The following is a 25,396-nucleotide window of genomic DNA, read 5'->3' as shown; positions in this document are numbered from 1 at the left end:
GCTCGGTGCTGCCCGGACGCCCTCACTCCGCGTCGTGGTCGGAACCGCAGGAGCTGCCGTCCGGCGGCAGGGTGCCGTAGAGCAGGAAGGCGTCGACCTTGCGCTGCACGCACGTGGAGGAGCCGTAGCCGGTGTGTCCCTCGCCCCGGTTGTCCAGCACCACGGCCGAGGAGCCGAGGCGCTTCGCCGTCTCCACCGTCCACCGATACGGCGTGGCCGGATCGCCCCGGGTGCCGACCAGCAGCATCCGCGGCCCGTCGACGTCCTTCACCTTCTCGCGGATGTAGTCGGTGCCCTTGGGGCGGCCGTAGCACATCAGCACCTGGGTCAACCGGTACCGGCCGAAGACGGGCGAGGCCTCCTCGTAGCGGGCGCGCAGCCGGTCGAGATCACGCGTGACCTGCGCGGCGGCCGGGCGGTCGGGGTCGTCCGCGCAGTTGACCGCCATCAGCGCCGCCGGCAGGTTGTCCATGGGGACGTCCTGCGGGTCGGTCAGTCCGGCGTGCGGAGCCCGCCCCGGAGTGGTGGCGAACCCTCCGGACAGGAAGGCCTCCAGGCCCCGCGTGTCCCCCTCCTCCAGCAACTGCGACAGGGCCCGTTGCAGCGAGGGCCACAGCGCACGGCTGTAGAGGCCCTGCCCGAGGGCGCCGGCGAAGTCCTGCCCGGAGAACGCCTCGCCGAAGTCCGTCGGCACCGGGTCCCTGTCCAGCGCCTTCACCACCTGCACGACCCGTTCCCGGGCCTCCCTGGGGTTGCGGCCGAAGGGGCAGGCGATGTCCTCGGTGCACCAGGTGAGGAAGTTCTCCAGAGCGGTCTGCTGCCCCTGTGCGCTCACCACGCCCTGCTCGGCCAGCGGCTCGGTCAGGGTGTCGACGCCGTCCAGCACGATCCTGCCGACCTTGCCGGGGAACTCCGCCGCGTACACGGCCCCGAGCCGGCTGCCGTAGGAGAAGCCGAGGTAGTTCAGCTTGCCGTCGCCGAGGGCGGCGCGCATGACGTCGAGGTCGCGGGCCGCGTTCACCGTGCCGATGTGGGGCAGGACCGGGCCGGAGTGCTCGGCGCACGCGGCCGCGGCGGAGCGCAGTTCCTCGAGCACGACGCGGGCGTCGCCCCCGTCGGCGGCCTCGTCCGCCGCCGCCAGGGCGTCGGGGGCGTTCCCGCAGCTGACCGGTGAGGAGCGGCCGACCCCGCGGGGGTCGAAGGAGACCACGTCGTAGCCGTCCGTCAGGCCCATGAAGTCCTTGCCGCCCATGGCCAGTTGGGCCACGCCCTGACCGCCCGGGCCGCCGAAGTTCAGCAGCACCGAGCCGCGGGAATCGCCCGTGGCACGGTAGCGGGCGACGGCGAGGTCGAGGGTGCCCTTGCCGGGGTGCGCGTAGTCGAGCGGAACGGTGACCTTGCCGCACTGCAGATCCTTCGGCATCTCCACGCCCGCGCACCTCGACCAGGCGACCTTCTGATCGTAGAAGCGGGCCAGGCCGGGCGACGGCGCGTCGACGGCCGGCAGTGCGATGCCCAGCAGGGCGAGACCGGCCGCCGCCGTGACCGCGCAGCGCCGTATCGGAGGGCGCGTGGACAGCTTGGGCAGCATGGATGCCTCCAGGGACGCAGGGCTTCGCAGCGGACCGGGAAACGGCGCCCTCGCCCACGATAAGCGCACCCCGGAACCCTCGCCTCCGCACGCGTGGCCGCCCGGGGCTGCGCCCGGCGAGCGGCATACGAAGGGCTTTACCGCTAGTTCGACAAGCAGGACGCTCGATGGGGTGAAAGACCGATCAGCCATAACTCGGACCGGGCGGCGGGCGTTCTACCCGGTGCGGGTGAATGCCCGCCACGACGATGTCTGGAAGGCAGGCACCCCATGAAACGGGTCACCCGAAACGGCATGATCGCCGTCGCCGCCGCCTCGGGCGCGATGGCCATGACCGCACCGGCGTACGCAGGCGCCGGGGCGGACGGCGCCGCCGCCGGATCGCCCGGACTGGTCTCCGGCAACACCGTCCAGCTCCCGGTGCGCGTCCCGGTGAACGCGTGCGGCAACACCGTGAACGTGGTGGGGCTGCTCAACCCGGCCGCGGGCAACGCCTGCGCCAATGTGGACGAGGGACACCACGGCCCGAAGGGCGCCGTCGCCGGGAGCACCGCCAAGGACTCCCCGGGCGTGATCTCCGGCAACGGCGTGCACCTGCCCGTCGACCTGCCGGTCAACGTCACGGGCAACTCGGTGAACGTGGTGGGCGTCGGCAACCCCGCCACCGGGAACACGTCCGTGAACACTCCGGACCGCCCGCCCGCGCGGCCCGACCGCCCCCGCCCGCCGAAGCCCGAGCCGGAACCCGAGCCGCCCACCCGGCCCCGGACGCTCCCCGCGCCCGCCCCGGTCCCGCACGCCGCCCCCCACACCCGGGCCGCCCTGGCCCACACGGGCACGGACCACGCCCTCCAGACCGTCGCGGCGAGTGCGGCGCTGCTCGCCGGCGGAGTCCTGCTGCGCCGGCGCTTCCGCCCCGGCTCGGAGCGCTGAGCCCCGGCGCACGCCACCGGGCCGCGCCGGACGGGCACGGATCCTCCGCCGGGCCGGGCCGCGTCCCCGCTCACACCGCGTCCGCCACCCCCGTCAGCAGCACCATCCCGGAGTCGCCGTAGTCCGGCAGCGTCGGGTCCACGTCGATGCGGGTCACGTCCAGGTCGCGGGTGAGCGGGGCGAAGACCTCCGTGACGGTGTCCGGGTTCACCGGGCAGCCCGGCCAGCGTGAGGCCGGGCCGATGCGGTACGTCGGCATGTTCTCCATGAACGCGGCCACGAGGTGACCGCCCGGCAGGACGGTCCGCACGAACAGGCGGCAGAAGTCGGCGAACTCGCCGAAGTCCTCCGTCGCGCCCTCGGCGACGAAGTGCATCGAGGCCAGCTCGTACGTCCCCGGCCGCAGGGTGCGGACGTCGGCGTGGACGACGTTCACCGGGGCGAGCGCCCCCGCCAGGGTCGCCGGGACGTCCGGATTGAGCTCCCGGCACAGCGCGTGGAAGGGCAGCCAGCTGGCGTCCGGGCGGTGGCATATCTGGTTGGTCAGGTAGCCGACGTTGCTCGCCCCGGCCTCCACCGCGTCGATCCGCCGGCACGCCGCCGACGCCAGCATCAGCGGGTACAGGTTGGGCCCCGCCCCGAACTCCACCGAACGCCCGATCGTCCCGGGCGCGAAACGCCGGTAGAAGGCGCTGTGGTGGGCGATGACGGCCGCGTCCGACGGATGCACCTCGCGGTAGTTCTCCGCCAGGTAGTCGGCGACCGGCCAGCGGTCCCAGTCCACGTCGTCGTTGTGCGTCGTCATGGCCGTTCAGCCCTTCATCCGCAGCGGGAAACGCTCGGACAGCCGGGTCAGGGTCCCGTTCAGATGATCGATGTCCTCGTCGGAGTTGAGCGCCGTGAGCTGGACGCGGAAACCCACCCGGTCGCGCGGCACCAGCGGATAGGCCGCCAGCGTCACATAGACCCCCTCCTCCCACAGGAACGCCGCGACCGCGTCCAGGTCCGCCGGATTGGCCAGCGGCACCTCCACGATCGGCAGCCGGTCCGCGTTCAGGGTGCTCACCCCCATGCCGTCGAGGTGGTCCAGCACCCGCACCGTCTTGCGGTACAGGTCGGCCCGGATGGCGTCCCCGCGGCGCTCGTTGACGTCCAGGCCCGACAGGGCCGTCGCCAGGGACGCGGTGGGGGAGGGCCCCGAGTACAGATAGGGCGCCGCCGCGGTCTTGAGCCGGTTCTTCAGTTCCGACGGCAGCGCGAGGAACGCCAGCAGGGACGAGTACGCCTTGGAGAACCCGCCGACCAGCACGATCCCGTCGTACGACTCCCCGGTGTGCCGCACCACGCAGTTGCCGCGCATGCCGTACGGACACGGCTCGCCCGGGCCCCGTTCGCCGATCACGCCGAAGCCGTGGGCGTCGTCGACGTACAGCGTCGCCCCCTCGGCGCGGCACACCGCGGCCAGCGCGGGCAGGTCGGGGATGTTGCCGCTCATGCTGTTGACGCCGTCCAGGCACACCAGGCGGGGCGTGCCCGGCGGGACCGCGGCCAGGGAGGTGCGCAGTTCGTCCAGCCGTTCGGCGTGGAAGCGGTGCAGGGTGGCGCCCTGCGCCCGGGCCACCACGCAGCCGTCGTAGACGGTCCGGTGCGCCGTGGCCTCCACGAAGATGTGCCCGTCCTCGGCCAGCGCCGGGATCACCGACGAGTGCACCAGGGTCAGCGTCGGCAGCAGCAGGGTGTCCGGCGCGCCCAGCAGCGCGGCGAGCCGCTCCTCGATGTCCGGGTACAGGCGCGGACTGCCCAGCAGCCGCGACCAGCTGGGGTGCGTGCCCCACCGGCGCACCGCCGGCTCCACGGACCCCATGACCTCCGGGTCCCAGTCGAAGCCCAGGTAGTTGCAGGAGGCGAAGTCGATCAGCCAGTGGTCGCCGCTGCGGATGTGCCGGCCGCGCACCTCGTCGAGGACCGCGTCGCTCATCGGGCTGGTGCGCCGCAGGTGCTCCAGATCCGCCCAGCGCGCCTCCCTGCGCCCGCGGGCCGCGTCCATCCGCGGCCGCCGGGGCCGGGGCGGTGCGAAGGGACGGGCGCTCGGCTCGCGCAGCACGTGCGCGCTCTGCTGCACCGTCATGGGCCGGGCGAACAGGAAGCCCTGCCCGAAGCGGCACCCCATGCTCGCCAGCAGGTCCCGCTGCGAGGTGTCCTCGATGCCCTCCGCGATGACCTGGAGCCCCAGCGTGTCGGCGATCCGCACGATCCCCTCGACCAGGGCGACCTGCTGGGCGTCGCGGGCGATGTCGTCGATGAACGACTTGTCGATCTTCAGCACGTCGATGGGGAAGTCGCGCAGGTAGCGCAGGGAGGAGAAGCCGGTGCCGAAGTCGTCGACGGCGATGTGCACCCCGAGTTCCTTCAGGGTGTTCAGCACCGTCTGCAACCGGTCGTCGCGTTGCAGCAGCACCGTCTCCGTCAGCTCCAGTTGCAGCGACCCCGGTTCCAGCCCCGGCGTGCTCAGTGCCTGGCCGACCTGTTCGATGAAGCCCGCGTCGCGGAACTGGCGGGCGGAGACGTTCACGCTCACGTACGGCGGGCGGGCGGGCCCGGGCAGCTTCTGCAGGCCGATGATGTCGTTGACGGCGTTCTCCAGCACCCAGGAGCCGAGCGGCGCGATGTGACCGGTCTCCTCGGCGAGGCCGATGAACTGCTCCGGGCCGATCTGGGGCCGCTGCGCGTAGGGCCAGCGCACCAGTGCCTCGAATCCGACGACCTCGCCCGCGGTGATGTCCACGACCGGCTGGTAGCGCAGGTGGAAGGCCTTGTCCGCCACGGCCTTGGCCAGCTGCGTCTGCAGGTCGTGCCGCTCGACCATGCGGCTGCGCAGCAGCGGCCGGAAGCGGCGCCACTGCCGCTTGCCCGCCGCCTTGGCCGCGTACAGCGCGAGATCGGCGTGCCCCAGCAGCTCCTCCGCGTCCGTGCTGTCCCGCGCGGTGGCCACGCCCACGCTGGCCGACACCGTCACCGACTCGTCGGCCAGGTCGAACGGCCGGCCGAGCGTCTGGATGACCTGGGCCGCCAGCAGTTCCGCGTCCAGCGGCTGCTTGGCGTCCTCCATGAGCACCGCGAACTCGTCCCCGCCCAGCCGCGCCGCGGTGTCGGTGCGCCGCAGCGTCCGGGACAGCCGGTTGCCCACCGAGATCAGTAGCTGGTCGCCCGCCCGGTGCCCCATCGTGTCGTTGACCAGCTTGAAGTCGTCCAGGTCGATGAAGAGCAGACAGGTCAGGGACGCCTCGCGGCGGCCGCGCAGCAGGGCGCGCTCGATCCGCTCCAGCAGCAGGGTCCGGTTGGGCAGGCCGGTCAGCGAGTCGTGGAACGCCCGCTGCGTCAGCTCCTGCTCCAGCCGCCGCTGCTCGGTGACGTCCCGCAGGGTCACCACCAGGCCGGACACGGTCCGCTCGGCGCGGAAGTCGCTGAAGCGGGCCTCCACCTCGACGCGCTCGTCCCCGCGGCGCACCCACCAGTGGTCGTGCCCCGCCCGCGAACCGTGCTCCCGCAGCGCTGCCAGCTCCCGCCGGGCCCGCCGCCGGTCGGCCGGGTCCACGAGACCCGGCAGCGACACCCCGACCAGTTCCTCGGTGCCGAACACCGAGCGCGCCGACGGGCTGGCGTACCGGATGGTGTCGTCGTCCTCGACGATCAGGATGACGTCGGAGGCGTTGCGCACGAGGGTGCGGAAGTACGCCTCGTTCTCCCGGCGCACCACCTCCTGGCGCAGGGTGACGCGCTCCAGGGCCAGGCCGGCGTGCGAGGCGAGGATCTCCAGCGAGCCCCACGTCTCGTTCAGCTGCCGTTCCGGCGCGGACACCAGCAGGACGCCGGGGACGGTCGCGCCGGGCCGGTCCGGCTGGATCATGGGGCACACCAGCACCGAGGGCAGGCCGCCCAGTCCGGCGGCGATCCGCGGGTCGAGCGCGGCCGGGCTCACCAGCCGGGCGCCGCGGGCGCCCAGGTCCCCGGCCCGCTCGGTGGGCAGCAGCATCGTCCGGTGCGCCACGTCCGCGCCCATCAGCCGGTCGACGGTCGTGCGGCACGTCCGGTCGACCTCCTCCGGCCGGAACGCGGAGACCAGGGACGCGGCGGCCGAACGCAGCGCGAGTTCGCGGCTCACGGATCTGCGGTGGGCCACCACCATCCCCGCCAGGCGGAGGATCACCAGCAGGAAGAGCAGACCGGAGAACGCCGCGATCACGGCGGCGTCCTGTGTCTCGTGGGACAGCCCCTCGTGCAGCAGGATCCCCGGTGGGATGAGGGTCGCCACGGCGAGCATGACCAGCCGGCGCGGTGGCGGCAGCAGGGACTCGCGCTGCGGCATCGAAGCGGTCAGTTCGACCATGGAGGGGTGCAGCGCGGCCAGGCCCCAGGCGGTGTAGAAGGCGATCCAGCCCAGGTCCAGCAGGGTGCCGGTCTCCCAGACGTCCTTCAGTTGCAGGATGCCGTAGGCGATGTCGAAGACCAGGAGCGTGCCCGTGCCGACGACCAGCAGTTGCACGGCCCGGTTGGGGCCGCTCACCGGGCTCGGGGCCAGCAGGCGGGCCAGCAGGGCCAGCACCAGCACGTCACCGAGGGGGTAGGCGATGCTGATGGCGCGCTGCTGCCAGGTCATCCCTTCCGCGACGGTCAGGGGCTGCACCAGGTACACCCACACGGGCAGCGCCAGACCGGCGGTGATGATCAGCGCGTCCAGCAGGCTCGGCAGGTCGCGGTCGGCCCACCGGTGGCGCACCAGCCCCGACAGGCCGATCGCGAAGAGCAGGTAGGTGAGGAGGTAGAGGGCGTCGGAGGGGGAGGGGAACGGGTTGGAGGCGTCGAAGTACTCCTCCATCACGTTGTAGTAGGTGTCGCCCGCGATGAACGTCAGCAGTCCGCCGGCCAGCACCCACCAGGGCCACGGGTGGGCCGGGCGGTGCAGGCGGGTGCCGGTCGCCACGGCGGCGACGCCCGCGAGCCCGATGACGGCCCACAGCGCCGGAGCCGCCACCGGCAGGGTCATGTAGAGGATGGTCGCGGCTGTGACCAGGCCGATGTAGGCGGCCATCAGCCGGTGTGCCGGCAGCGAGGACATGCGCCTCCCCCCGTCGGGGAGACCGAGGCGTACACCTGATCTCGTTGAATCCGATCGTAGGTTCGCCCCGGTGGCCCTGCATCTCGGGCGGCCACCGCCCGACGGACCGGCCCTCGGCTCAGCCGCGCCCGCGATGCAGCCGCACGTGCAACTCCCGCACCTCGCCCGCCAGTTCCGGCACCGGGCCGTCGACGACTACGCCGGGTGCGACATCGTGAACGGGGAGTGTCCGCACCGGTGGCGCGGGGACGCCCAACTCCGCGAGCCAGGAAGCAAGTTGTTCGGACGAGGCGACGTAGACGATCCGGCCCAGGCCGACCCAGGCGTGCGCGGCCGCACACATCGGGCAGTGCTCACCGGACGTGTAGACGGTGGCCGCGGCCCGCTCCCCGGGGGTCATGTGCCGCGCCGACCAGCGCGCCAGCGCGAACTCGGGGTGGCGGGTGCGGTCGCCCTCCGCCACGCGGTTGCGGTCCTGCGCCAGCACGGTGCCGTCCGCGCCGGCCAGCACCGAGCCGAAGGGCTCGTCCCCGGCCTCCAGCGCCTCGGCGGCGAGCTCCACGCAGCGGCGCAGATACGGCAGTTCCGAGTCCTTCACGACCATGGGTGCGGCCCTCTCGCATGCGGGTGTGATCAGCCAGGACCCTACGGCGTGGGCCCCGCCGGGGGAACGACGGCGCGGCGGAGCCCGCACGGCGCCGGGGCGGCCGCCGCGCGGGAAAAGGCGTTGCGGGGGCGGCCGGCCGGTGCTGGAGTTCGGCCATGGATCACCGACACCGGGCGGCGCTGCTCGCCGAGTTCGACCGCGACGTACGGCTCGGGGCGCGGCCGGACGGCCCCGGCGCCCGCGTCGAGCGGGCCGGGGACGTCGTCCGCCATATCGGCGGTGCGCACAGCTGGAACGGGGTCGTGTGGTCCGCCCTCGACGCGGCCGCGGCGGACGCGGCGATCGCCGCGCAGATCGACCGCTTCGGCGGCCCGCGCGCCGACTTCGAGTGGAAGCTGTACGGGCACGACGGCCCCGCCGACCTGGGGGAGCGGCTGCGCGCGGCCGGATTCGAGCCCGGCCCGGCGGAGACGTTGATGGTCGGCGCGAGCGACGGTCCCGCCCGCGCCGCCGAGCCGCCCGAGGGCGTGCGCATCGTGCCGGTCACCGACGCCGCGGGCGTCGGCCTCATGGCGGAGGTCCACGAGAAGGCGTTCGGTTCGGACGGCTCCTGGCTGCGCCGGCAGGTGCTCGCCCGCCTCACGGCGGACCCCGGCAGTGTCGTCGCCGTCGTGGCGATGGCCGGTGACGAAGCGGTGAGCGCCGCCCGCCTGGAGTTCGTGCCCGGCACGAACTTCGCCGGGCTGTGGGGCGGTGGGACGGTCGAGGGCTGGCGCGGCCGGGGCGTGTACCGGGCCCTGGTGGCCCATCGCGCCCGTGCCGCAGCCGCCCGCGGTTACCGCCACCTGCAGGTGGACGCCTCCGAGGGGAGCCGGCCGATCCTGGAACGCCTGGGCTTCGTCCCGCTGACCACGACGACGCCGTACCGGTACACGGGGCGCGGCTGACCGCTCCCGGGGGCACCCGGCCGCACCCGCGGTCGTCCGTCAGAGGGCTACAGCCGTCAGAGGGCCACAGCCGTCAGGGGGCTACGGCCTCGGCGCGGCCTTCGCCGCCGTACCGGCGCACACCAGGCCCAGGACCACGGCCAAGGCACCGATGATGATGTTGTTCCACACGACACCGGCGTCCGGGCTGCTGCCGACGATCCAGGGCGAGACGATCATCCACACCCCGAGGGCGCACATGGCCCAGCTCAGGCCGTACATGCGCTCGGGAGCACGGGTGAAGCCGAGCGCCAGCAGTCCGATGGCGATCCCCATGATCAGGTTGTGGGCCGCGACGGACGGCTGGCTCGCCGTGTAGTGGACGATCCACGGCGACGCGGCGCAGTACAGACCGAGCAGGAACACCGGTCCGTCGACGAGCGCCACATCGCGGCCGCCGAGGACCCGGGCGTACCGGTCCCGCATCTCGGAGGCGTCGGGGTGGCTGGTGATGTCACCTCGGGTGGGCGAGACGTTGGCCATGACTCGTCTCCTTCATGTGCAGGGCGCCCGCGTCTGGAGGGGAGTGCGGGAAGCGCCATGTAAGCGTCATTCTGCTCTTATTTTTCCTTTATGTGTAGATGCGGCGGGTGATGTGAAGCTCGAACGCCCGTACATGTGCGGGCGGATCGGGGGCAACCGGATGTGTACGACAGCGACCGAACGACGCGGCCCCGGTGGGCGGCGCGGGACTGGGGAGGGCAGCGGACGTGACTGCGGCCATCAGTGCGAAGGTGTTGGAACGGTTCCCGGCGGGATCCCCCCGTGGTTCGTGGCCGGCGGAGGAGTACGCGGCGCGCCGCCGCGCCGAGGGCGAGGCCGCCACGGTCGTGATGGACCTGGAGTCGGACGCCTTCCTCGTGGTCGTCGCGGACGAGGACTGACGGGGACCGACACGGGCCCGCTGCGGGGGGCGCGGAGCGACAACCATCGCCCTGCGCCCCCCGCGGCCGTAGCCCCGCGCCCCACGCCGGCCGGAGGCCGGGCTGTCTCTAGCCGGTGGCCAGGGATCCCAGGTGGGTCCGGCGTGCGTCGGGCGTCTGTCCCTGGATCAGCAGGAACATCCCCTCGCGGGCCAGGCGCTGCGCGCGGTTGTCCAGGGCCATGGCCCGCCCGCCGCCGGCCACGACGGCCGCGGCCGTGGCCGCGCGCATCACGTCGTAGGCCCGCGTCCGCACGGCCAGCCGCCGGGCGACGCACTCGCGGGTGGCGGGCTCGTCGGCCAGGGCGTACGCCTGCCGCCGGACCTCGTCGAGCCGGACGCGCAGCGCCCGGGCCGGTTCCTCGCCGTCCGCGCCCCGCGCCACCAGCTCCAGCGCCGCGTCCGCCACGCCGAACACGGCGGGGCCCGCGTTCGCGGCCCGCGCCAGGTCCTCCTCGGCGAACTCCGCCTGCGGCACCCGCCGGACCACGGACTCCTGCGGCACCCACAGGCCGTCCAGGTCCAGGGACACCGTACGGGCGGCCGTCAGGGCCGCGAGCCGCATCGGCGCGGACGCGACCAGACCCGGCTGCTCCCGGGCGTCGGCGAAGGCGAACACCAGCTCCGCCGAGTCCGTCACCCCGGCCAGCAGCATCACATCGTTCAGCCCCCACCCCGTGTACCAGGGGACCCTGCCGTCGAAGCGCCAGCCGCCCCGCTCAGGGGCGGCCCGCACCGGCACCCGCGGGAAGGCGCGCACGTGCGCGTAGGCGATGCCGGCCATCAGCTCGCCGGTGGCCAGCGGACGCAGCAGCCTCTCCCGGACCGGGCCGTCGTGGCCGGTGAGCATCTTCACGGGCGTGTGGTGCTGGGTCTGCACGAACCAGGTGGAGCAGCACGCCCCGGCCAGGACCTCGGCCGTCCGGCGCGCCACGGCGGCGGGCGCCCCCGCCCCGCCGTACTCCGCCGGTGCGGCCACCCCCAGCAGCCCCGACCGCCTGACCGCCTCGATGTGGCCCGGGGGCACACCCTCCTGGTCGACCCGCTCGGCCTGCGGGACCAGAAGGTCCCGGGCGAGCCGCTGGGCGGTGGTGACGAGGGGGTGCGGTGTGGTGGTCATGCGGGAGATTGTGCTGCCCGCGCGGCGCGGAGTGTCGCTCCGGGGCCGTGCCGGACGTGGCGCTGAACCGGGCCGTGGCCGAGACGGACGGACCGGGCGCCGCCCTCGCCCTCGTGGACGCGCTCGACCTCGACGGAGCTCCCCCCTCCGGCCAGCGGACACACCAACTGGTCTATACCTGACTGGTCCAGACCCTTGACTGGTACAGACCAACACGGTTGAGTGTGCTCCACAGCCCCCCACCACGGCCGCCCCCACGCCGTGTCCGGTCCGCCGGTGCGTGCGGTGCGGGCGACGCTGCGTCCTGCCCCACCGGGGTGCGGCCGTGCCCCGCAAAGGAGTTGATCCCGTGTCGAGACGCCGTGTCTCCGCCGTCCTGGCCGCCCTCGCCCTCGCCGGCACCGCCCCGGTGCTGCTCCCGGCCACGAACGCCGCAGCCGCCTCCTGCTCCAGCTACCCCAACTGGGTGGCGGGCAAGGCGTACAACGCCGGTGACATCGTCCGCTACACCGACGGCAAGGCCTACGTCGCCGAGCACGCCAACCCGGGTTACGACCCGGTCATCAGCACCTGGTACTGGGAGCCGTACGCCTGCGACGGCGGGACCGGCACGCCCAACGCGCGATTCGTCGTGACGGAGGCGCAGTTCAACCAGATGTTCCCGAACCGGAACTCGTTCTACAGCTACAGCGGCCTGACCGCGGCCCTGAGCGCCTACCCCGGTTTCGCCAACACCGGCAGCGACACGGTGAAGAAGCAGGAGGCCGCGGCCTTCCTCGCCAACGTCAGCCACGAGACCGGCGGTCTGGTGCACGTGGTGGAGCAGAACACCGCCAACTACCCGCACTACTGCGACTGGGGGCAGCCCTACGGCTGTCCGGCCGGGCAGGCCGCCTACTACGGGCGCGGCCCGATCCAGCTCAGCTGGAACTTCAACTACAAGGCGGCGGGCGACGCGCTCGGCATCGACCTCCTCAACAACCCCTGGCTGGTGCAGAACGACTCGGCCGTCGCCTGGAAGACGGCCCTGTGGTACTGGAACACCCAGACCGGACCCGGCAGCATGACCCCGCACAACGCCATGGTGAACGGCGCCGGTTTCGGCCAGACGATCCGCAGCATCAACGGCTCCCTGGAGTGCGACGGCAAGAACCCGGCGCAGGTCCAGAGCCGCGTGAACAACTACCAGCGCTTCACGCAGATCCTCGGGACCACCCCCGGAGGCAACCTCTACTGCTGACGGCGGGCCCACGGACGTGGTGTCATGCGGGGTGTCATGCTCCTGACCAGTCCCTCGGACGAAGGGCATCCCCGCATGCGCCCACGCACCCCCCACCTCCTGCTGGCCACGACCGCGGCGCTCGCGACCGCGGTCGCGGCCCCGCAGCCCGCTGCCGCCGCCACCGTCCCCGCGCCGGGCACCTACTACGTCCAGAGCGCCACGACCGGCCTCAACGCGGCGGACAGCAACGGGGCCGTCGAGCAGCACAGACCCCGGGGCAACGAGGACCGCCAGCAGTGGCGGCTGAAGCCGGACGGATCCTCCTACCTGCTCGAGAACACCGACGCGGCGGGCGGCTGTCTCGGCCGCAGCGGCGACCTCGCCGCCACCGTCGCCTGCACGAGCGGCGACGCGGCCTGGGACGTCACCCCCGCAGGCGCCGACCGGTACACCCTCAGGGCGCCCGGCACCGCACGCCACCTCACCGTCGCCCCCAAGCCCGCCGGTTCCGCCCACCCCGCCCGGCTCGCCCTCGGCGGAGCGGGCGAACTCGCCGACTGGTACCTGACCCCCGTCGACCCCGCCACCTCTCCCATGCCGCCGCAGGACCGGCGCACCCTGGACCAGGTCACGTTCCTCACCGCGCACAACGCCTACGCCAACGGAGTCGACGGCGGCTTCGCCCCGCCCTTCGTCAACCTCGTGCCCAACCAGACCCGGGGCATCGAACGCCAACTGGCCGACGGGGTCCGCGGCTTCATGCTGGACATCCACCAGACCCGCGACGGCGCCATCCTCTGCCACAACAGCTGCACCCTCGTCAGCCGGCCGGTCGCCCTGTGGGTCGACCTCCAGCGCATGGTCGACTTCCTCCAGGCGCATCCCGACCAGTTCGTGACCGTCTTCCTGGAGGACCGCGTCGACCCGGGCGTCCTGCGCGCCGAACTCGCCCGCGTCCGCGGCCTGTCCGACGTGCTGTACCGGCCCGACCTCACCGGCGTCCGGCAGAACGGGTGGCACACGATGGCCCAACTGGCCGCCGCCAACGACCGGTTGCTCATCTTCAGCGACCGCACACGCTCCGCCGACCAGGCCGGCGGCCTGTTCCGGGACAGCTTCGGGGTGATGTACCAGCAGGAATGGACCGTCGAGAACTACTGGTCCATGGGGCCGGGCGTCGGCTCCTCCGACTGGTCCTGCTACAGCCGCTGGTACGGCGCCGACACCAACATCCCGCTGACCCGCACCGAAGCGGCGTTCCGTCCGCTGTTCGTCATGAACCACTTCCGCGACGTGCCGCTCACCGGCACCGCGGCGACGGACAACGCCAAACTCACCGACCGCGCTCAGCGCTTCTGCCGCCCGGCGGCCCGCAAGAAGCCCAACTTCCTCGCGGTGGACCACTACGACCGCGGCAACCCGGCCGCGGCCGTCGACACCCTCAACACCTACACGTACCCGTAGAGGACGCCGGACGGGGCCCCTCGTCGGGGCCCCGTCCGAGGCGCGGTGCGCGTGCCGGGGCGCCGGGCCGCCGCGGTCGGCCGCGGACCTCCGCGCCCGCCGGTCAGGTGGCCCCGGCCTCCGTCACCTCGTCGCTCCGGCCGTCCTCGAGCGCACCCGCCGGGGCCACGGGCTCCGTCAGGAAGTCCAGGACGTTGGTGAGGTGGAGCATGCGCTCCAGGAAGTCGGGCCGGTGGTCGAGGTGCAGGACCGCCCGGGCCTCGCTGGTGTGCCGGTGCACCATGAGCAGGGCGGACAACCCGGAGGAGTCGATCCACGTCAGGCCGCCGAAGTCCAGGCGGACCTCGCGCAGTCCCGCCTCCGCGGACAGCAGGGGGACGACGGCGTCCAGGAGATCGCCGCTGGTGTCGTAGTCGAGTTCGCCGCTCACGCGCACGGTGAGCGTGTCGGCGACGCGGTCGGGGACCACGGTGAACGGAACGGATGGCAGATTCGTCATGCGGGAGTCTCGGAGCCGGGGACAGGACGGGCGGGGCGGTCGGCGAGCACGCCGGTGCCGTCGCGGATCAGGGCGAGGGCCCGGGGGAAGTCGTGCAACTGCCCGGCGAGGATGTCCAGACCGGCGAGCAGCGACCGGGCGGGCACGTTCCGGGCTTCGAGGATGCCGGCGGTCCAGCTCAGGAACGCCGTGAAGAGGTCGGCGTCGTCCATGTACAGGGCCGTCGCCAGGAACTGCACGATGTGGGCGACGTCCTCGGCGGTGCGCTCGCGCTGCTCGTCCGTGTAGGACCGCATCGCCGGGAAGCGCTCCTCCAGATCCGACAGCGTGCCCCGGACCAGCCGGGCCCGGTTCTGGACGACCAGCGTGTACTCCTGGTCGGCCAGGTGCGGGAGGTCGTCGACGGCCTGGCGGAGCGCCGCCGGCCGGGGCCGGGAGAGTCCGGCCTCCAGGGCGGCGGCGGCGCCGCGCGCGTCGGCCGCCCACTCGTCCGCGCCCAGTGCCCGCGCCCAGCGCCCCTTGGGGCCGAAGGCGAGACCGCCGGCCATGACGGGCGCGCCGACGGCCTGGCACGCGGTGATCGCGCCGTGCGCGGTCGGCAGGTGCGTGGGGATCGAACTGGACAGCAGCACCGCGTCCGGGTTGGTCCCGTGCAGATGCGCGATCAGGTGCGGGGTCGGCGTCTGCGCCCCGAGGTAGTCGACCTGCCAGCCGCGCAGACGCAGCGTCTCGGAGACGAGGCGGGCCGGGAAGGCGTGCCACTCCCCGTCGATGCAGGCGACGGTCACCCGGCCCCGGTGCGGCGGGCGTCCGACCGCGTCCTGGCCGCGGTGGGCCAGCGCGGCCATCGCGCGTTCGTTGATGGCGGTGGCGGCGTGCTCCTGGGCGACGGTGATGCGGTCGGCGGCCCACTCGGCCCCGACCTTCTCCTGCACCGGCGCGATCACGTCCAGCAGCAGGGTCTCCTCGTCCAGACCGTCGGCCAGGGCACCGGACAGCACGTCGACGGCGCCGTACTCGTCGCCCTCGGCCACGGCCCTCCACAACCGTTTCTGCAGTGTCACGGACATCGCGGGAGCGTTCACCCGGCCTTCCCGTCGCCCCGGCGGCCGTTGACGATCGACAGCCCACCGGTCCTGGGGACGCCGATCGCGACGACGGCCATGTCGTCGTGGCGTCCGCCACCGACCCAGTCGGCGGCCAGCATCTGCACGCGCTCCACCAGGGCCTCGGCCGGCAGCCCGGCGCACTCGCCCAGGACGCGCTTCAGCCGGGCCTCGCCGAACAGCTCGTCGCCGAGCGGACCGCCGCGCGCCTCGGTGATGCCGTCGGTGTACAGCAGACAGGCGTCCCCCTGCTCCAGCACCGTCTCGACCGTGTGCGCGGCGACCGTCGGCAGGGCGCCGATCAGCGTGCCCCGGGAGGCGATCTCCTCCACGCGGCCGTCGGTGCGCACGACGAGCGGGGGCAGATGGCCGGCGCTGGTCAGCCGGAGCTGCGCCCGGCCCGCCCGGCGGCGCACCGAGGCGAGCACCATGGTCGCGAAGCGGGTGTGCCGGGAGCTGAGCAGCGCCCCGTTGAGCAGGTCCAGCACCCGCTGGTGGTCGCCGGCCAGCGGGAGCAGGGCGTGCAGGGTGTTGCGGATCTTGCCGGTCAGCACCGCCGCGTCCAGACCCTTGCCCGCCACGTCACCCAGCACGACCAGGGTCTCCTGCGAGGGGTCGGCACCGGGGTGGACGTCGTAGAAGTCCCCGCCGACCCGCTCGTGGTCCTTGGCGGCCCGGTAGCTGCCGGCGTACTGCACGCCGTGCACCCGCTGGAGCGTGGGCGGCAGCAGCTCGTGCATCAGGGTCGCGGTGAGGGTGGCCTGCTCGGTGTAGAGCCGCGCCGCCGACAGGGCGGCACCGGCCCGGGCGGCGAACAGCCGGGCGAAGACCTCCTCGCCCTCCGTGAACGCCTGCTCGGTGCTGGAGCGCAGCAGGATCAGGGCCCCGGCGGGCACCCCGTGCCCGGGCAGGGGAGTGACTATCACCGAGCCGACCGGGCCGGTGAAGGCGTCGGGAATCACCCAGTCGGGGAGGAGCGACGGGTCGATCCAGCGCGCGGGCACCGGCGGGAACCCCTGCAGCGCCTCGGGCAGGCCCGGCACGCTGTGCGTGTCGATCTGCCGCGTCACCTGCACCACGGGCCCGCCCTGCGGCGCGTACGTCAGCGGATGACGGCGGCCCTGTGCGGGGGCGACGAGCACGGCCGCCTCCGCGAGATGTTCCGCGGCCATCGACGCGGCCACCTCCATGCAGCGCGGCACGTTCAGCGTCGACAGCAGGGTCGAGGAGACCTCGGAGAGGATCTCCGAGCGGGCCTGCGCGTTGTGCGCGGCCTGCTCGGCCAGCCGGCGGTCGGTGTCGTCGACCAGCCACCACACCACGTCCCCGTCGACCGCGGCGGTCGGGTGGGCCTGGACGATCCGGTCGTTGACCGGGCCGCTCAGGGGGGCGGCGGCGCCGGGGACGGACGGTTCGAGGGTCAGGCGCCGGTGCGCCTCGAAGAGCCAGGAAGGCGCCGCCTCGTGCAGGTCGTCACCGCTCGCCGCGTCCGGCAGGAGGAGCCGCGCGGCCTGGTTCAGCTGCACGACGGTGCCGTGCCGGTCGACGACCAGCACGGGATAGGGGGCGTCACCCCACGCGCTGCCGACCCTGGTGTCGGCGCTGCGTGAGCGGGCGGAGGAACTGGGGGAAGCGGTCACAAGCGGAGGCACGCATGACGCGCACCCCACCACCTTCCTGTCTGGAAAACATGCAACCGCAACCGTCCCGCATCCGGGGCGACAGTGCAACCCACCCAGAAGTGGGCCATATATGCACCGGATCTCCCTCACATTGCGCAGAGTGCGCGACCGTGGTGGGGACGGTGCGACGTCCCGCCCCGCGCGCCCGCGCGGCAATGGTTGTCACCCAGAGGGTTTTACGTATAACCTCTCCGGTCAACCCCGTGCTCCGAGAGGTCCCGATGCGCCGTATCGCCCTGGTCACCCTCGTCGTCGACGACTACGACGAGGCGATCCGCTTCTACACCGACGCCCTCGGCTTCCGGCTCGCCGAGGACGAGCCACGGCCCGACGGGTCGCGATGGGTCGTCGTCGAACCCGGCGGAGCGGCGACGGGTACCGGGCTGCTGCTGGCCCGGCCCAAGGGGCAGGCCCAGGCCGCCCGGGTCGGGGACCAGACCGGAGGGCGGGTCGGCTTCTTCCTGCACACCGACGACTTCGCCCGCGACCACGCCCGGATGACCGCCGCCGGTGTGACCTTCCTGGAGGAGCCCCGGCACGAGCCGTACGGCACGGTCGCCGTCTTCCAGGACCTGTACGGCAACCGCTGGGACCTGCTCCAGCCCGCCGCCTGACCCGCTCCGCTCCCCGCTCGTACCGCCCGATCAAGGAAAGACCCCGCTATGACTGCTACGCGCGTAGACGCCGATGTGATCCGCCGTCTCCCCAAGGCCGTGCTGCACGACCACCTCGACGGCGGTCTGCGCCCCGCCACCGTCGTGGAGCTCGCGGACGCCGTCGGCCACACGCTGCCCACCACCGACCCGGACGAGCTCGCCGCCTGGTACTACGAGGCCGCCAACTCCGGCGACCTCGTGCGCTACATAGCCACCTTCGAGCACACGCTCGCCGTGATGCAGACCCGCGAGGGCCTGCTGCGCACCGCCGAGGAGTACGTCCTGGACCTCGCCGCCGACGGCGTGGTCTACGGCGAGGTGCGCTACGCGCCCGAGCTGAACACCCGGGGCGGGCTGACCATGGCCGAGGTCGTGGAGACCGTCCAGGAGGGCCTGGCCGCGGGCATGGCCAAGGCCGCCGCCGCGGGCACGCCCGTACGGGTCGGCACCCTGCTGTGCGGCATGCGGATGTTCGACCGGGTGCGCGAGGCCGCCGACCTGGCCGTGGCGTTCCGCGACGCGGGCGTGGTCGGCTTCGACATCGCCGGCGCCGAGGACGGCTTCCCGCCCGCCGACCACCTTGCGGCCTTCGAGCACCTGCGCCGCGAGAGCGTCCCCTTCACCATCCACGCCGGCGAGGCGCACGGCCTGCCCAGCATCCACCAGGCCCTCCAGGTGTGCGGCGCCCAGCGCATCGGCCACGGCGTGCGCATCACCGACGACATCCCCGACCTCGCGTCCGGCAAGCTCGGCCGCCTCGCGGGCTGGGTGCGCGACCGGCGCATCGCCCTGGAGATGTGCCCCACCTCCAATTTGCAGACCGGTGCCGCCACGTCGATCGCGGAGCACCCGATCACCGCGCTGAAGGACCTCGGCTTCCGCGTCACCCTCAACACCGACAACCGCCTGGTGTCGGGCACGACCATGACCCGCGAGATGTCCCTGCTGGTGGAGGAGGCGGGCTGGACCGTCGAGGACCTGCGGACGGTCACCGTCAACGCCGTCAAGAGCGCCTTCCTGCCGTTCGACGAGCGCACCGCCCTGCTCCGCGACGTCGTGCTGCCCGGCTACGATGCCGCGCTCTGAAGCAGTCCGCGCAGGTAGGCGGCCTGTCCGATGTGCTGGAGGTCGTCGGACAGGACGCTGACCAGCCGGACGCCCAGGGTGACCGGCGGGTCCCAGCGCTCGTCGACGACGCGCTCCAGGTCCTTGGCGGTCAGGCCGCGCAGAGCGTCGAGGCTCTGCTCGTGCACGGCGTCGTGGTAGCCGGTGAGCAGTTCCGCCGAGTCGACGGTCACCTCGGCGACCTGCTCGGGGCTGTGGCCGTAGCCCGTGTCGTGGCGGGGCAGGCGCAGCCCGAAGCGCTTGTCCCACTTCTGGGACAGCCACACCTGCTCCAGGCCGAAGGCGTCGGCGACGTGGTCGTCCTGGACGCGGGTGAGGTGCCAGACCAGCCAGGCGACGGAGTTGGTGCCCGGGGCGGGCCGGGCGGCCAGCTCCTCGGGCCCGAGGCCCTCGAGCGTGGCGTGGACCTCTTCCCGGATGCGGCTGTAGCCCTCGATGAGGATGTCCTTGGCATGCATACGTCCACCTTCGCCCATCGCCGGAAAACCCGCGCCGGGAATCCGGCTTCCCCGGAACGCCGGCGGCCACCCGCCCGGGCGGGCGGGCGGATGCGCGCCACGGGTCCCCCGGTGACGTCCCGGACCGCCAGGACTCGCAGGTCCGCCGCACCGCGGATCGGGGTCATGGACGGGGGGGGGGCACGTATCCGCCGTCGTCCACCGCCCGCGCGCAACATCGCCCGGACGGCATGACGCGACCGCCCGGCGGTGCGGCCGTCGGGTGGGGCTCGGCGTCCGCCCGGCTCCTGGCCGTCGTCGCCTCTTGAAGGGGGGCACGAGTCCGCCCCCGCACGGCACGCCGGTCAGGAGGGCTGGACGCCCTCCTGGGAGGGTGCCGGGCCCTCCGGCTCGAGCAGGGCCATCAGGGCCCGGGCGGCCGGGCTGGTCGCCTGGGCGGGCGGCAGGAGGGCGACCGTCTCGTAGCCGGCGTCCCCGAAGCCCCGCACGGGCAGGGCGGTCAGCGAGGCGCGCTTGTGCCGGAAGTGGCGCGGCACGACGGCGATGCCCAGGTCCTCGTCCACGAGGTCCAGCAGGCTGTGCACGTCGTTGACCTCCAGGGCGACGCTGCGCCGCACGCCCGCCGCGGCGAAGGCCGCGTCCGTGGTGCGGCGGGGGCCCCAGTCCGGGTGGAAGTCGACGAAGACCTCTCCGCCGAGATCCTCCGGGCCCACCGGCTCCCCGGCCGCCGCGAGCCGGTGGCTCGGATGGCACAGCACGGTCATCGGCTCGCTCGACAGCGGCACCGCCCTCAACTGGTCGGTCTCCTCCCGGGCGGTGCGCACGGCGAACGCCAGGTCCAGCCGCCCGGCCGCGACCTCCTCCGCGAGCGCGCCCGAGCCGGCCTGCCGCAGGCAGATCTCCACGTCGGGGTGACGCCGCCGGAAGCCGGCCAGGAGGCCCGCCACGTTCACCCCGGCGACGCACTGCTCCGTGCCCAGGGCGAGCATCCCGCGCAGCACGCCCTGCACCGCCGCGACCGCCTCGTGCGCCGAGCGCACCTGCGCCAGGATCCGCTCCGCCTCGCCGAGCAGCGCCCGCCCGGCCGGGGTCAGCGTCACCCGGCGGGTCGTGCGCACGAACAGCGGTGTCTGCAGCTCCCGCTCCAGGGCGCGGATGGACGCCGACAGCCCCGACTGGGAGACCAGGAGGCGCTCCGCCGCCCGGGTGAAGTGCTGGTCCTCGGCGACCGCGACGAAGTGCTGCAAGTGGCGCAGTTCCATGACTGAGAAGCGTAACCGCTGAATCCCATCGGATTCTTCTGTTGGACGCATGGGCGCAGGTCACGCCAGAGTGGACACCGGTTTCACCCCGACCGAGCCAACCCCTCTGGAGTCGCGTTGTACACCGCACACCCCGACCGCTACGCGGACATGCCCTACCGGCGCACCGGACGCAGCGGTCTGAAGCTCCCCGCGCTCTCGCTCGGCCTGTGGCACAACTTCGGCCCGGACCGCCCCGCCGAGACCCAGCGCGCCATCCTGCGCCGCGCCTTCGACCTCGGCATCACCCACTTCGACCTCGCCAACAACTACGGTCCGCCGCCCGGTGCCGCCGAGTCCGCGCTCGGCGCCTTCCTCAAGTCGGACTTCGCGCGCTACCGCGACGAGCTGGTGATCTCCACCAAGGCCGGCTACCTGATGTGGCCCGGCCCGTACGGCGAGTGGGGTTCGCGCAAGTACGTGCTGTCCTCGCTGGACCAGAGCCTGCGGCGGATGGGTCTGGACCACGTCGACATCTTCTATTCGCACCGCCCCGACCCCGACACCCCGCTCGAGGAGACGATGGGCGCGCTGCACTCGGCCGTGCAGCAGGGCAAGGCGCTCTACGTGGGCGTCTCCAACTACTCCGCCGAGCAGACCCGCGAGGCCGCCCGCATCCTGGGCGAGCTGGGCACGCCGCTGCTGATCCACCAGCCGCGCTACTCCATGCTCGACCGCCGCCCCGAGGACGAGGGGCTGCTGGACGCCCTCGACGAACTGCAGGCCGGGTCCATCGCCTACTCCCCGCTGGACCAGGGCCTGCTCACCGGCCGCTACCTGAACGGCATCCCGGAGGGCTCCCGGGCGGCGAGCGACAGCCCGTTCCTGAATTCCGACGCGCTCACCGAGGACCTGGTCGGACGGCTGCGCGAGCTGAACGCCACCGCCGAGTCCCGGGGCCAGACCCTGGCCCAGATGGCGCTGGCCTGGGTGCTGCGGGGTGGCCGGGTCACCTCGGCGCTGGTCGGGGCGAGCAGCCCGGAGCAGCTCCAGGACAGCGTCGGCGCCATCGCCGGCCTGGAGTTCGACGCCGACGAGCTGGCCCGGATCGACGCGATCGTCAAGCAGTAGCGGCCACCGTGCGGCCCGGAGGCGGTCTCCCGCCCCCGGGCCGCACGCGTACCCGCGCGGGCGCCGGTCCGGGCGCGCGGGCGTCAGCCGAGGCGCTCCTCCAGGCGCACGGTCACCGTGTCGCCCTCCTGCTTGCCGAGGGCCCGGCGGATCTCGGCCCGCACGGGCAGCTTGTGGGTGCCGTCGCCCAGCGCCATGAAGGAACTGCGGAACGGGTGCCCGTCGATCGTGCCGCGGACCTTGACCAGGCCCCGGGTGCCGAAGTACTCGACGGACCGGGGCCAGACCAGGTACGTCCAGCCGCCCTCGGCGGGGCTCTTGCGCAGGACAGCGGTGAACTCGGCGTCCAGGGCTGCGGTGGTGGCCATCGGATCCTCCGGTGCGGTCGGCCTTCTCGTCTCGCGCTCTCGGGGGTGCAGACCGCGGGGGCCCGGGGAACTCATCGCACCCCGGCACGCGGGAGGGCCTTCACGCTGGTCGGGGCCCGGGTCCCGCGGCCGGATCACCGCGGCGGTCCTGCCCTCCGCGCGGGCCCTGCCGGATTTCGGCCAACTCGGGCGGTGAATATGCCAGGAGAGTGGCCAAAAAGTCATGGTGACAGTGTTTCAGCGGTGAACATACTGACACGCGAGAGCGCTTTCACATCGAGCGACCGCGCCCTCACGCACCGCACGCGAGCCGCACGACACGCGAGGCACGGCCGATGGGCCGGGCAACGGGGGAGGGTCACGTGCACGACGAGTTCCTGTGCCATGTCACCGCGTACGGGGTGTGCGACGGCCGCCGCATCGGTGTGCCGCTGGGCACCTACCGGGCGCCCACCCTCGCCCTCGCCCTGTGGTGGCTGCGCGACCGCGCCTCCTGGATCGCGCAACGCCTGGACCCCCGGCCCGAGGCCGAGCACTTACCGCCGGGCGCGCTCGTGCCGGTCGCCGACACCGTGCCCGACGTGCCCATGCTGCTGCGCGCCTGGTGCGCCGACCCCGCCCAGCAGGAGCGGGTCGCCGAGGAGTTGGCGGCCGGACGGCTGGTGCGCATCGCCACCAGTGACGACACCACCGAGTACGAACTGCTCGCCGAGTCCGTCGACGCCCTGCGGATGCAGCGTGCCGCACCCCTGCTGGGGGTGCCCGTGGCCTGAGCCCGCCGCCACCCGTCCGCCCAGGCGCATACCCGGGCACATCGGTAGAATCTGACCATGGCGCAGCCATCGGTAGCACCAGAACTCGTCCTGCGGACGGAGACGGGCTCCACCGTGATGATCCCGGGCCGCGACTATCACGTGGGACGCGATCCGCTCAGCGACATCGTCATCGACGACGACCGGGTCTCCTGGCACCACGCGGTGCTCAGGCCCGAGGACGGCCACTGGACCATCGAGGACGAGGACAGCACCAACGGCACCTACGCCGAAGGCCGCCGCGTGCACGCGTGGGACGTCGGCCCCGGCAGCGTCATCCGCTTCGGCAACCCCGCCGACGGACCGAGCGTCGTGCTGACCGGCCGCCCCGCACCCGCCTCCGAACGCCCCTCGGCGGTCTCCATGCCGGCCATGACCGGCACCTACCGGGCGCCCACCACGGTGCGGCCCCTGCCGTCCCGCACCGTCCGCATCGGCCGAGCCGGCGACAACGACCTCGTCATCGACGACCTCGTGGTCTCCCGCCGCCACGCCGAGCTGCGCGCCCTGCCCGACGGCACCTACGAGATCACCGACCTCGGCAGCCACAACGGCACGTACCTCAACGGCAGCCCCGTCACCACGGCGCCGGTCGGCCAGGGCGACATCGTCGGCATCGGCCACTCGGCGTTCTGCCTCGTCGGCGACGAACTGCAGGAGTACGTCGACACCGGCGAGGTCTCCCTCGACGTGCAGGACCTCGCCGTCACCGTCGACCGCGGCCGCAAGACGCTGCTGGACCACGTCTCCTTCCCCGTGGGCGAGAAGTGCCTGCTCGCCGTCGTCGGCCCGAGCGGCGCGGGCAAGTCCACCCTGCTCAACGCCCTCACCGGGCAGCGGCCCGCCGGCCACGGCACCGTCCTCTACGACGGCCGCGACCTCTACCGCGACTACGCCGAACTGCGCCAGCGCATCGGCCTCGTCCCGCAGGACGACATCCTGCACGCGCAACTGACGGTACGGAAGGCCCTGTCCTACGCCGCGGAGCTGCGCTTCCCGCAGGACACCGCCAAGGCCGAGCGGCGCGCCCGGGTCGACGAGGTGATCCGCGAACTCGGTCTGGAGCAGCGCGCCGACCAGCCCGTGCACAGCCTCTCCGGCGGCCAGCGCAAGCGCGTCAGCGTGGCCCTGGAACTGCTGACCAAGCCCTCGCTGCTCTTCCTCGACGAGCCGACCTCCGGCCTCGACCCGGGCATGGACCGCTCGGTGATGCACATGCTGCGCGGCCTTGCCGACGACGGCCGGACCGTCATCGTCGTCACGCACAGCGTGCTCAGCCTCGACGTGTGCGACCGCCTCCTGGTGCTCGCGCCCGGCGGGAAGATCGCCTACTACGGACCGCCCGAGGACGCCCTGCCGTTCTTCGGCTTCGAGCATTGGCCGGAGGCGTTCGAGCACTTCGAGCGGGACCGGGAACGCGACTGGGCGGGGGAGTACCTGGCGTCGCCCCTGCACGGCCGGTACGTCACCGACGCCTCGGCGCAGCCGCGACAGGACCGCTCCGGCCCGGTCGTCATCGCCCCGCCACCTCGCCCCCGCAGCCGCGGCGCCCAACTCGGCACCCTCGTGCGCCGGTACGCGGCCGCGCTCGCGGCCGACCGCACCTTCCTGATCATCATGATCGCGCTGCCGTTCGTCATGGGCGCCATGGCACGGGCCCTGGCCGGCGGCAAGCTGACCCTCGACACGGCGATGAACGCCCTGCTCATCCTCTGCGTCGGGGCGGTCCTCACCGGGGCCGCGAACGCTGTGCGCGAACTCGTCAAGGAACGGGTGATCTACCAGCGCGAACGGGCGGTGGGCCTGTCCAGATCGGCGTACCTGATGTCCAAGGTCGTCGTCCTGGGCGTCATCACCGTGCTCCAGGCGGTGGTGCTCACCCTGGTCGCCCTGCTCGGGGTGGACATCAACGCGCCCGGCGGCGAGGGAGTGCTGATGCCGCCCCTGGTGGAGATCACCGTCGCCGTCGCCCTGCTGGCCTTCACGGCGATGATGCTCGGTCTGCTGGTCTCCGCGCTGGTGCGCAAGGAAGAGGTGACGATGCCGCTGCTCGTGCTCATCGCCATCGTCCAGGTCGTCTTCTGCGGGGCCCTGCTGCAACTGGCCGGCACTCCGGGGCTCGAGCAACTGGGCTGGCTGGTGCCGGCGCGCTGGGCGCTGGCCGCGATGGCCGGCACGGTGGGGCTGTCCCGGATCGTGCCCGGTGAGCTGACCGAGGACCCGCTCTTCGAGCACGCGGTCGGCACCTGGCTGCTCGACGTGGCCATGCTCGTCGTGCTGTCGGTGGTCTTCGGGTTCCTGGTGTCCCGGCTGCTGCGCCGCCACGAGCCCGCCGTGATGCGGAAGTAGGCACCGCC

Annotated in this window: 23 protein-coding genes; 11 read left to right on the top strand and 12 right to left on the bottom strand. The window is 73.2% G+C overall.

The window, feature by feature from the left end; genetic code table 11:
• Positions 1-22: 22 nt before the first annotated feature.
• Positions 23-1,591, bottom strand: coding sequence for an alpha/beta hydrolase (locus tag ACH4C6_RS11305; protein ID WP_398108316.1), 1,569 nt, complete (start codon positions 1,589-1,591; stop codon positions 23-25).
• Between the two features lie 270 nt (positions 1,592-1,861).
• Here ACH4C6_RS11305 and ACH4C6_RS11300 point away from each other — a divergent pair, with 270 nt between their 5' ends.
• Entirely contained in the window at positions 1,862-2,524 is a 663-nt protein-coding gene (locus ACH4C6_RS11300) for a chaplin (RefSeq protein ID WP_398108315.1), read from the top strand.
• A 70-nt stretch (positions 2,525-2,594) separates the two neighbouring features.
• On the opposite strand, the gene ACH4C6_RS11295 is transcribed toward ACH4C6_RS11300, so the two are convergent.
• From ACH4C6_RS11295 to ACH4C6_RS11285, 3 genes are all read right to left on the bottom strand, one after another.
• Positions 2,595-3,329, bottom strand: coding sequence for a class I SAM-dependent methyltransferase (locus ACH4C6_RS11295; RefSeq protein WP_398108314.1), 735 nt, complete (start codon positions 3,327-3,329; stop codon positions 2,595-2,597).
• Between the two features lie 6 nt (positions 3,330-3,335).
• A complete protein-coding gene (locus ACH4C6_RS11290) occupies positions 3,336-7,640 on the bottom strand; it encodes an aminotransferase class I/II-fold pyridoxal phosphate-dependent enzyme (RefSeq protein WP_398108313.1) in 4,305 nt (1,434 codons plus the stop codon).
• A 118-nt stretch (positions 7,641-7,758) separates the two neighbouring features.
• A complete protein-coding gene (locus ACH4C6_RS11285) occupies positions 7,759-8,244 on the bottom strand; it encodes a nucleoside deaminase (protein WP_398108312.1) in 486 nt (161 codons plus the stop codon).
• 158 nt (positions 8,245-8,402) lie between these two features.
• Here ACH4C6_RS11285 and ACH4C6_RS11280 point away from each other — a divergent pair, with 158 nt between their 5' ends.
• Positions 8,403-9,194, top strand: coding sequence for a GNAT family N-acetyltransferase (locus ACH4C6_RS11280; protein WP_398108311.1), 792 nt, complete (start codon positions 8,403-8,405; stop codon positions 9,192-9,194).
• An 81-nt stretch (positions 9,195-9,275) separates the two neighbouring features.
• On the opposite strand, the gene ACH4C6_RS11275 is transcribed toward ACH4C6_RS11280, so the two are convergent.
• Complete coding sequence (locus ACH4C6_RS11275; RefSeq protein WP_398108310.1) at positions 9,276-9,716, bottom strand: SPW repeat protein; 441 nt, start codon at positions 9,714-9,716, stop codon at positions 9,276-9,278.
• A gap of 227 nt (positions 9,717-9,943) precedes the next feature.
• Between ACH4C6_RS11275 and ACH4C6_RS11270 the strand changes: the two genes are divergently transcribed.
• Positions 9,944-10,117: a hypothetical protein gene (locus tag ACH4C6_RS11270; protein ID WP_398108309.1), complete on the top strand. Its 174-nt coding sequence runs from the start codon at positions 9,944-9,946 to the stop codon at positions 10,115-10,117.
• A gap of 108 nt (positions 10,118-10,225) precedes the next feature.
• On the opposite strand, the gene ACH4C6_RS11265 is transcribed toward ACH4C6_RS11270, so the two are convergent.
• Positions 10,226-11,275 (bottom strand): acyl-CoA dehydrogenase family protein, encoded by a 1,050-nt coding sequence (locus ACH4C6_RS11265; protein ID WP_398108308.1) that lies wholly within the window; start codon positions 11,273-11,275, stop codon positions 10,226-10,228.
• A gap of 56 nt (positions 11,276-11,331) precedes the next feature.
• On the opposite strand from ACH4C6_RS11265, the gene ACH4C6_RS11260 reads away from it, so the two are divergent.
• The 3 genes from ACH4C6_RS11260 to ACH4C6_RS11250 all read left to right on the top strand — a co-directional run bounded on the left by ACH4C6_RS11260 (position 11,332) and on the right by ACH4C6_RS11250 (position 13,961).
• A complete protein-coding gene (locus tag ACH4C6_RS11260; protein ID WP_398108729.1) occupies positions 11,332-11,457 on the top strand; it encodes a hypothetical protein in 126 nt (41 codons plus the stop codon).
• Between the two features lie 167 nt (positions 11,458-11,624).
• Positions 11,625-12,515, top strand: coding sequence for a glycoside hydrolase family 19 protein (locus ACH4C6_RS11255; RefSeq protein WP_398108307.1), 891 nt, complete (start codon positions 11,625-11,627; stop codon positions 12,513-12,515).
• 75 nt (positions 12,516-12,590) lie between these two features.
• Entirely contained in the window at positions 12,591-13,961 is a 1,371-nt protein-coding gene (locus tag ACH4C6_RS11250) for a phospholipase (RefSeq protein ID WP_398108306.1), read from the top strand.
• Between the two features lie 103 nt (positions 13,962-14,064).
• Here ACH4C6_RS11250 and ACH4C6_RS11245 read toward each other — a convergent pair whose 3' ends face one another.
• From ACH4C6_RS11245 to ACH4C6_RS11235, 3 genes are read right to left on the bottom strand one after another with little or no spacing between them, the layout of a single operon-like run.
• Positions 14,065-14,460 carry an STAS domain-containing protein gene (locus tag ACH4C6_RS11245; RefSeq protein WP_398108305.1) on the bottom strand — a complete coding sequence of 132 codons (396 nt, stop codon included), beginning with the start codon at positions 14,458-14,460 and terminating at the stop codon, positions 14,065-14,067.
• Positions 14,457-15,530: a B12-binding domain-containing protein gene (locus ACH4C6_RS11240; protein ID WP_398108304.1), complete on the bottom strand. Its 1,074-nt coding sequence runs from the start codon at positions 15,528-15,530 to the stop codon at positions 14,457-14,459. The genes ACH4C6_RS11245 and ACH4C6_RS11240 overlap by 4 nt, the downstream gene beginning before the upstream one ends.
• A gap of 11 nt (positions 15,531-15,541) precedes the next feature.
• Positions 15,542-17,206, bottom strand: a complete 1,665-nt coding sequence (locus tag ACH4C6_RS11235) for a PP2C family protein-serine/threonine phosphatase (RefSeq protein WP_398108303.1) — start codon at positions 17,204-17,206, stop codon at positions 15,542-15,544.
• A 263-nt stretch (positions 17,207-17,469) separates the two neighbouring features.
• Between ACH4C6_RS11235 and ACH4C6_RS11230 the strand changes: the two genes are divergently transcribed.
• On the top strand, positions 17,470-17,862 hold the full coding sequence (locus tag ACH4C6_RS11230) for a VOC family protein (protein WP_398108705.1): 393 nt from the start codon (positions 17,470-17,472) through the stop codon (positions 17,860-17,862).
• A 48-nt stretch (positions 17,863-17,910) separates the two neighbouring features.
• Complete coding sequence (locus tag ACH4C6_RS11225; RefSeq protein ID WP_398108302.1) at positions 17,911-18,990, top strand: adenosine deaminase; 1,080 nt, start codon at positions 17,911-17,913, stop codon at positions 18,988-18,990.
• On the opposite strand, the gene ACH4C6_RS11220 is transcribed toward ACH4C6_RS11225, so the two are convergent.
• Together ACH4C6_RS11220 and ACH4C6_RS11215 are read right to left on the bottom strand one after the other, a co-directional pair.
• Positions 18,972-19,487 (bottom strand): DUF664 domain-containing protein, encoded by a 516-nt coding sequence (locus tag ACH4C6_RS11220; protein WP_398108301.1) that lies wholly within the window; start codon positions 19,485-19,487, stop codon positions 18,972-18,974. The two genes, ACH4C6_RS11225 and ACH4C6_RS11220, sit on opposite strands and share 19 nt — an antisense overlap.
• A gap of 344 nt (positions 19,488-19,831) precedes the next feature.
• Positions 19,832-20,749, bottom strand: coding sequence for a LysR substrate-binding domain-containing protein (locus ACH4C6_RS11215; RefSeq protein ID WP_398108300.1), 918 nt, complete (start codon positions 20,747-20,749; stop codon positions 19,832-19,834).
• Positions 20,750-20,866: 117 nt separating this feature from the next.
• On the opposite strand from ACH4C6_RS11215, the gene mgrA reads away from it, so the two are divergent.
• Positions 20,867-21,859: an L-glyceraldehyde 3-phosphate reductase gene (gene mgrA, locus ACH4C6_RS11210; protein ID WP_398108299.1), complete on the top strand. Its 993-nt coding sequence runs from the start codon at positions 20,867-20,869 to the stop codon at positions 21,857-21,859.
• A gap of 83 nt (positions 21,860-21,942) precedes the next feature.
• On the opposite strand, the gene ACH4C6_RS11205 is transcribed toward mgrA, so the two are convergent.
• Positions 21,943-22,227, bottom strand: coding sequence for a DUF1905 domain-containing protein (locus ACH4C6_RS11205; protein WP_398108298.1), 285 nt, complete (start codon positions 22,225-22,227; stop codon positions 21,943-21,945).
• A gap of 362 nt (positions 22,228-22,589) precedes the next feature.
• Here ACH4C6_RS11205 and ACH4C6_RS11200 point away from each other — a divergent pair, with 362 nt between their 5' ends.
• Positions 22,590-23,000, top strand: coding sequence for a hypothetical protein (locus tag ACH4C6_RS11200; protein WP_398108297.1), 411 nt, complete (start codon positions 22,590-22,592; stop codon positions 22,998-23,000).
• Positions 23,001-23,057: 57 nt separating this feature from the next.
• Positions 23,058-25,388: an FHA domain-containing protein gene (locus ACH4C6_RS11195; RefSeq protein WP_398108296.1), complete on the top strand. Its 2,331-nt coding sequence runs from the start codon at positions 23,058-23,060 to the stop codon at positions 25,386-25,388.
• Positions 25,389-25,396 lie beyond the last annotated feature (8 nt).

Origin of the sequence: Streptomyces sp. NPDC017943 (assembly GCF_044328425.1) — a bacterium.
Lineage (GTDB): Bacteria > Actinomycetota > Actinomycetes > Streptomycetales > Streptomycetaceae > Streptomyces > Streptomyces djakartensis_A.
The sequence above is the reverse complement of the archived record's forward strand: the minus strand, read 5'-3'. Positions and strand labels throughout refer to the sequence as shown.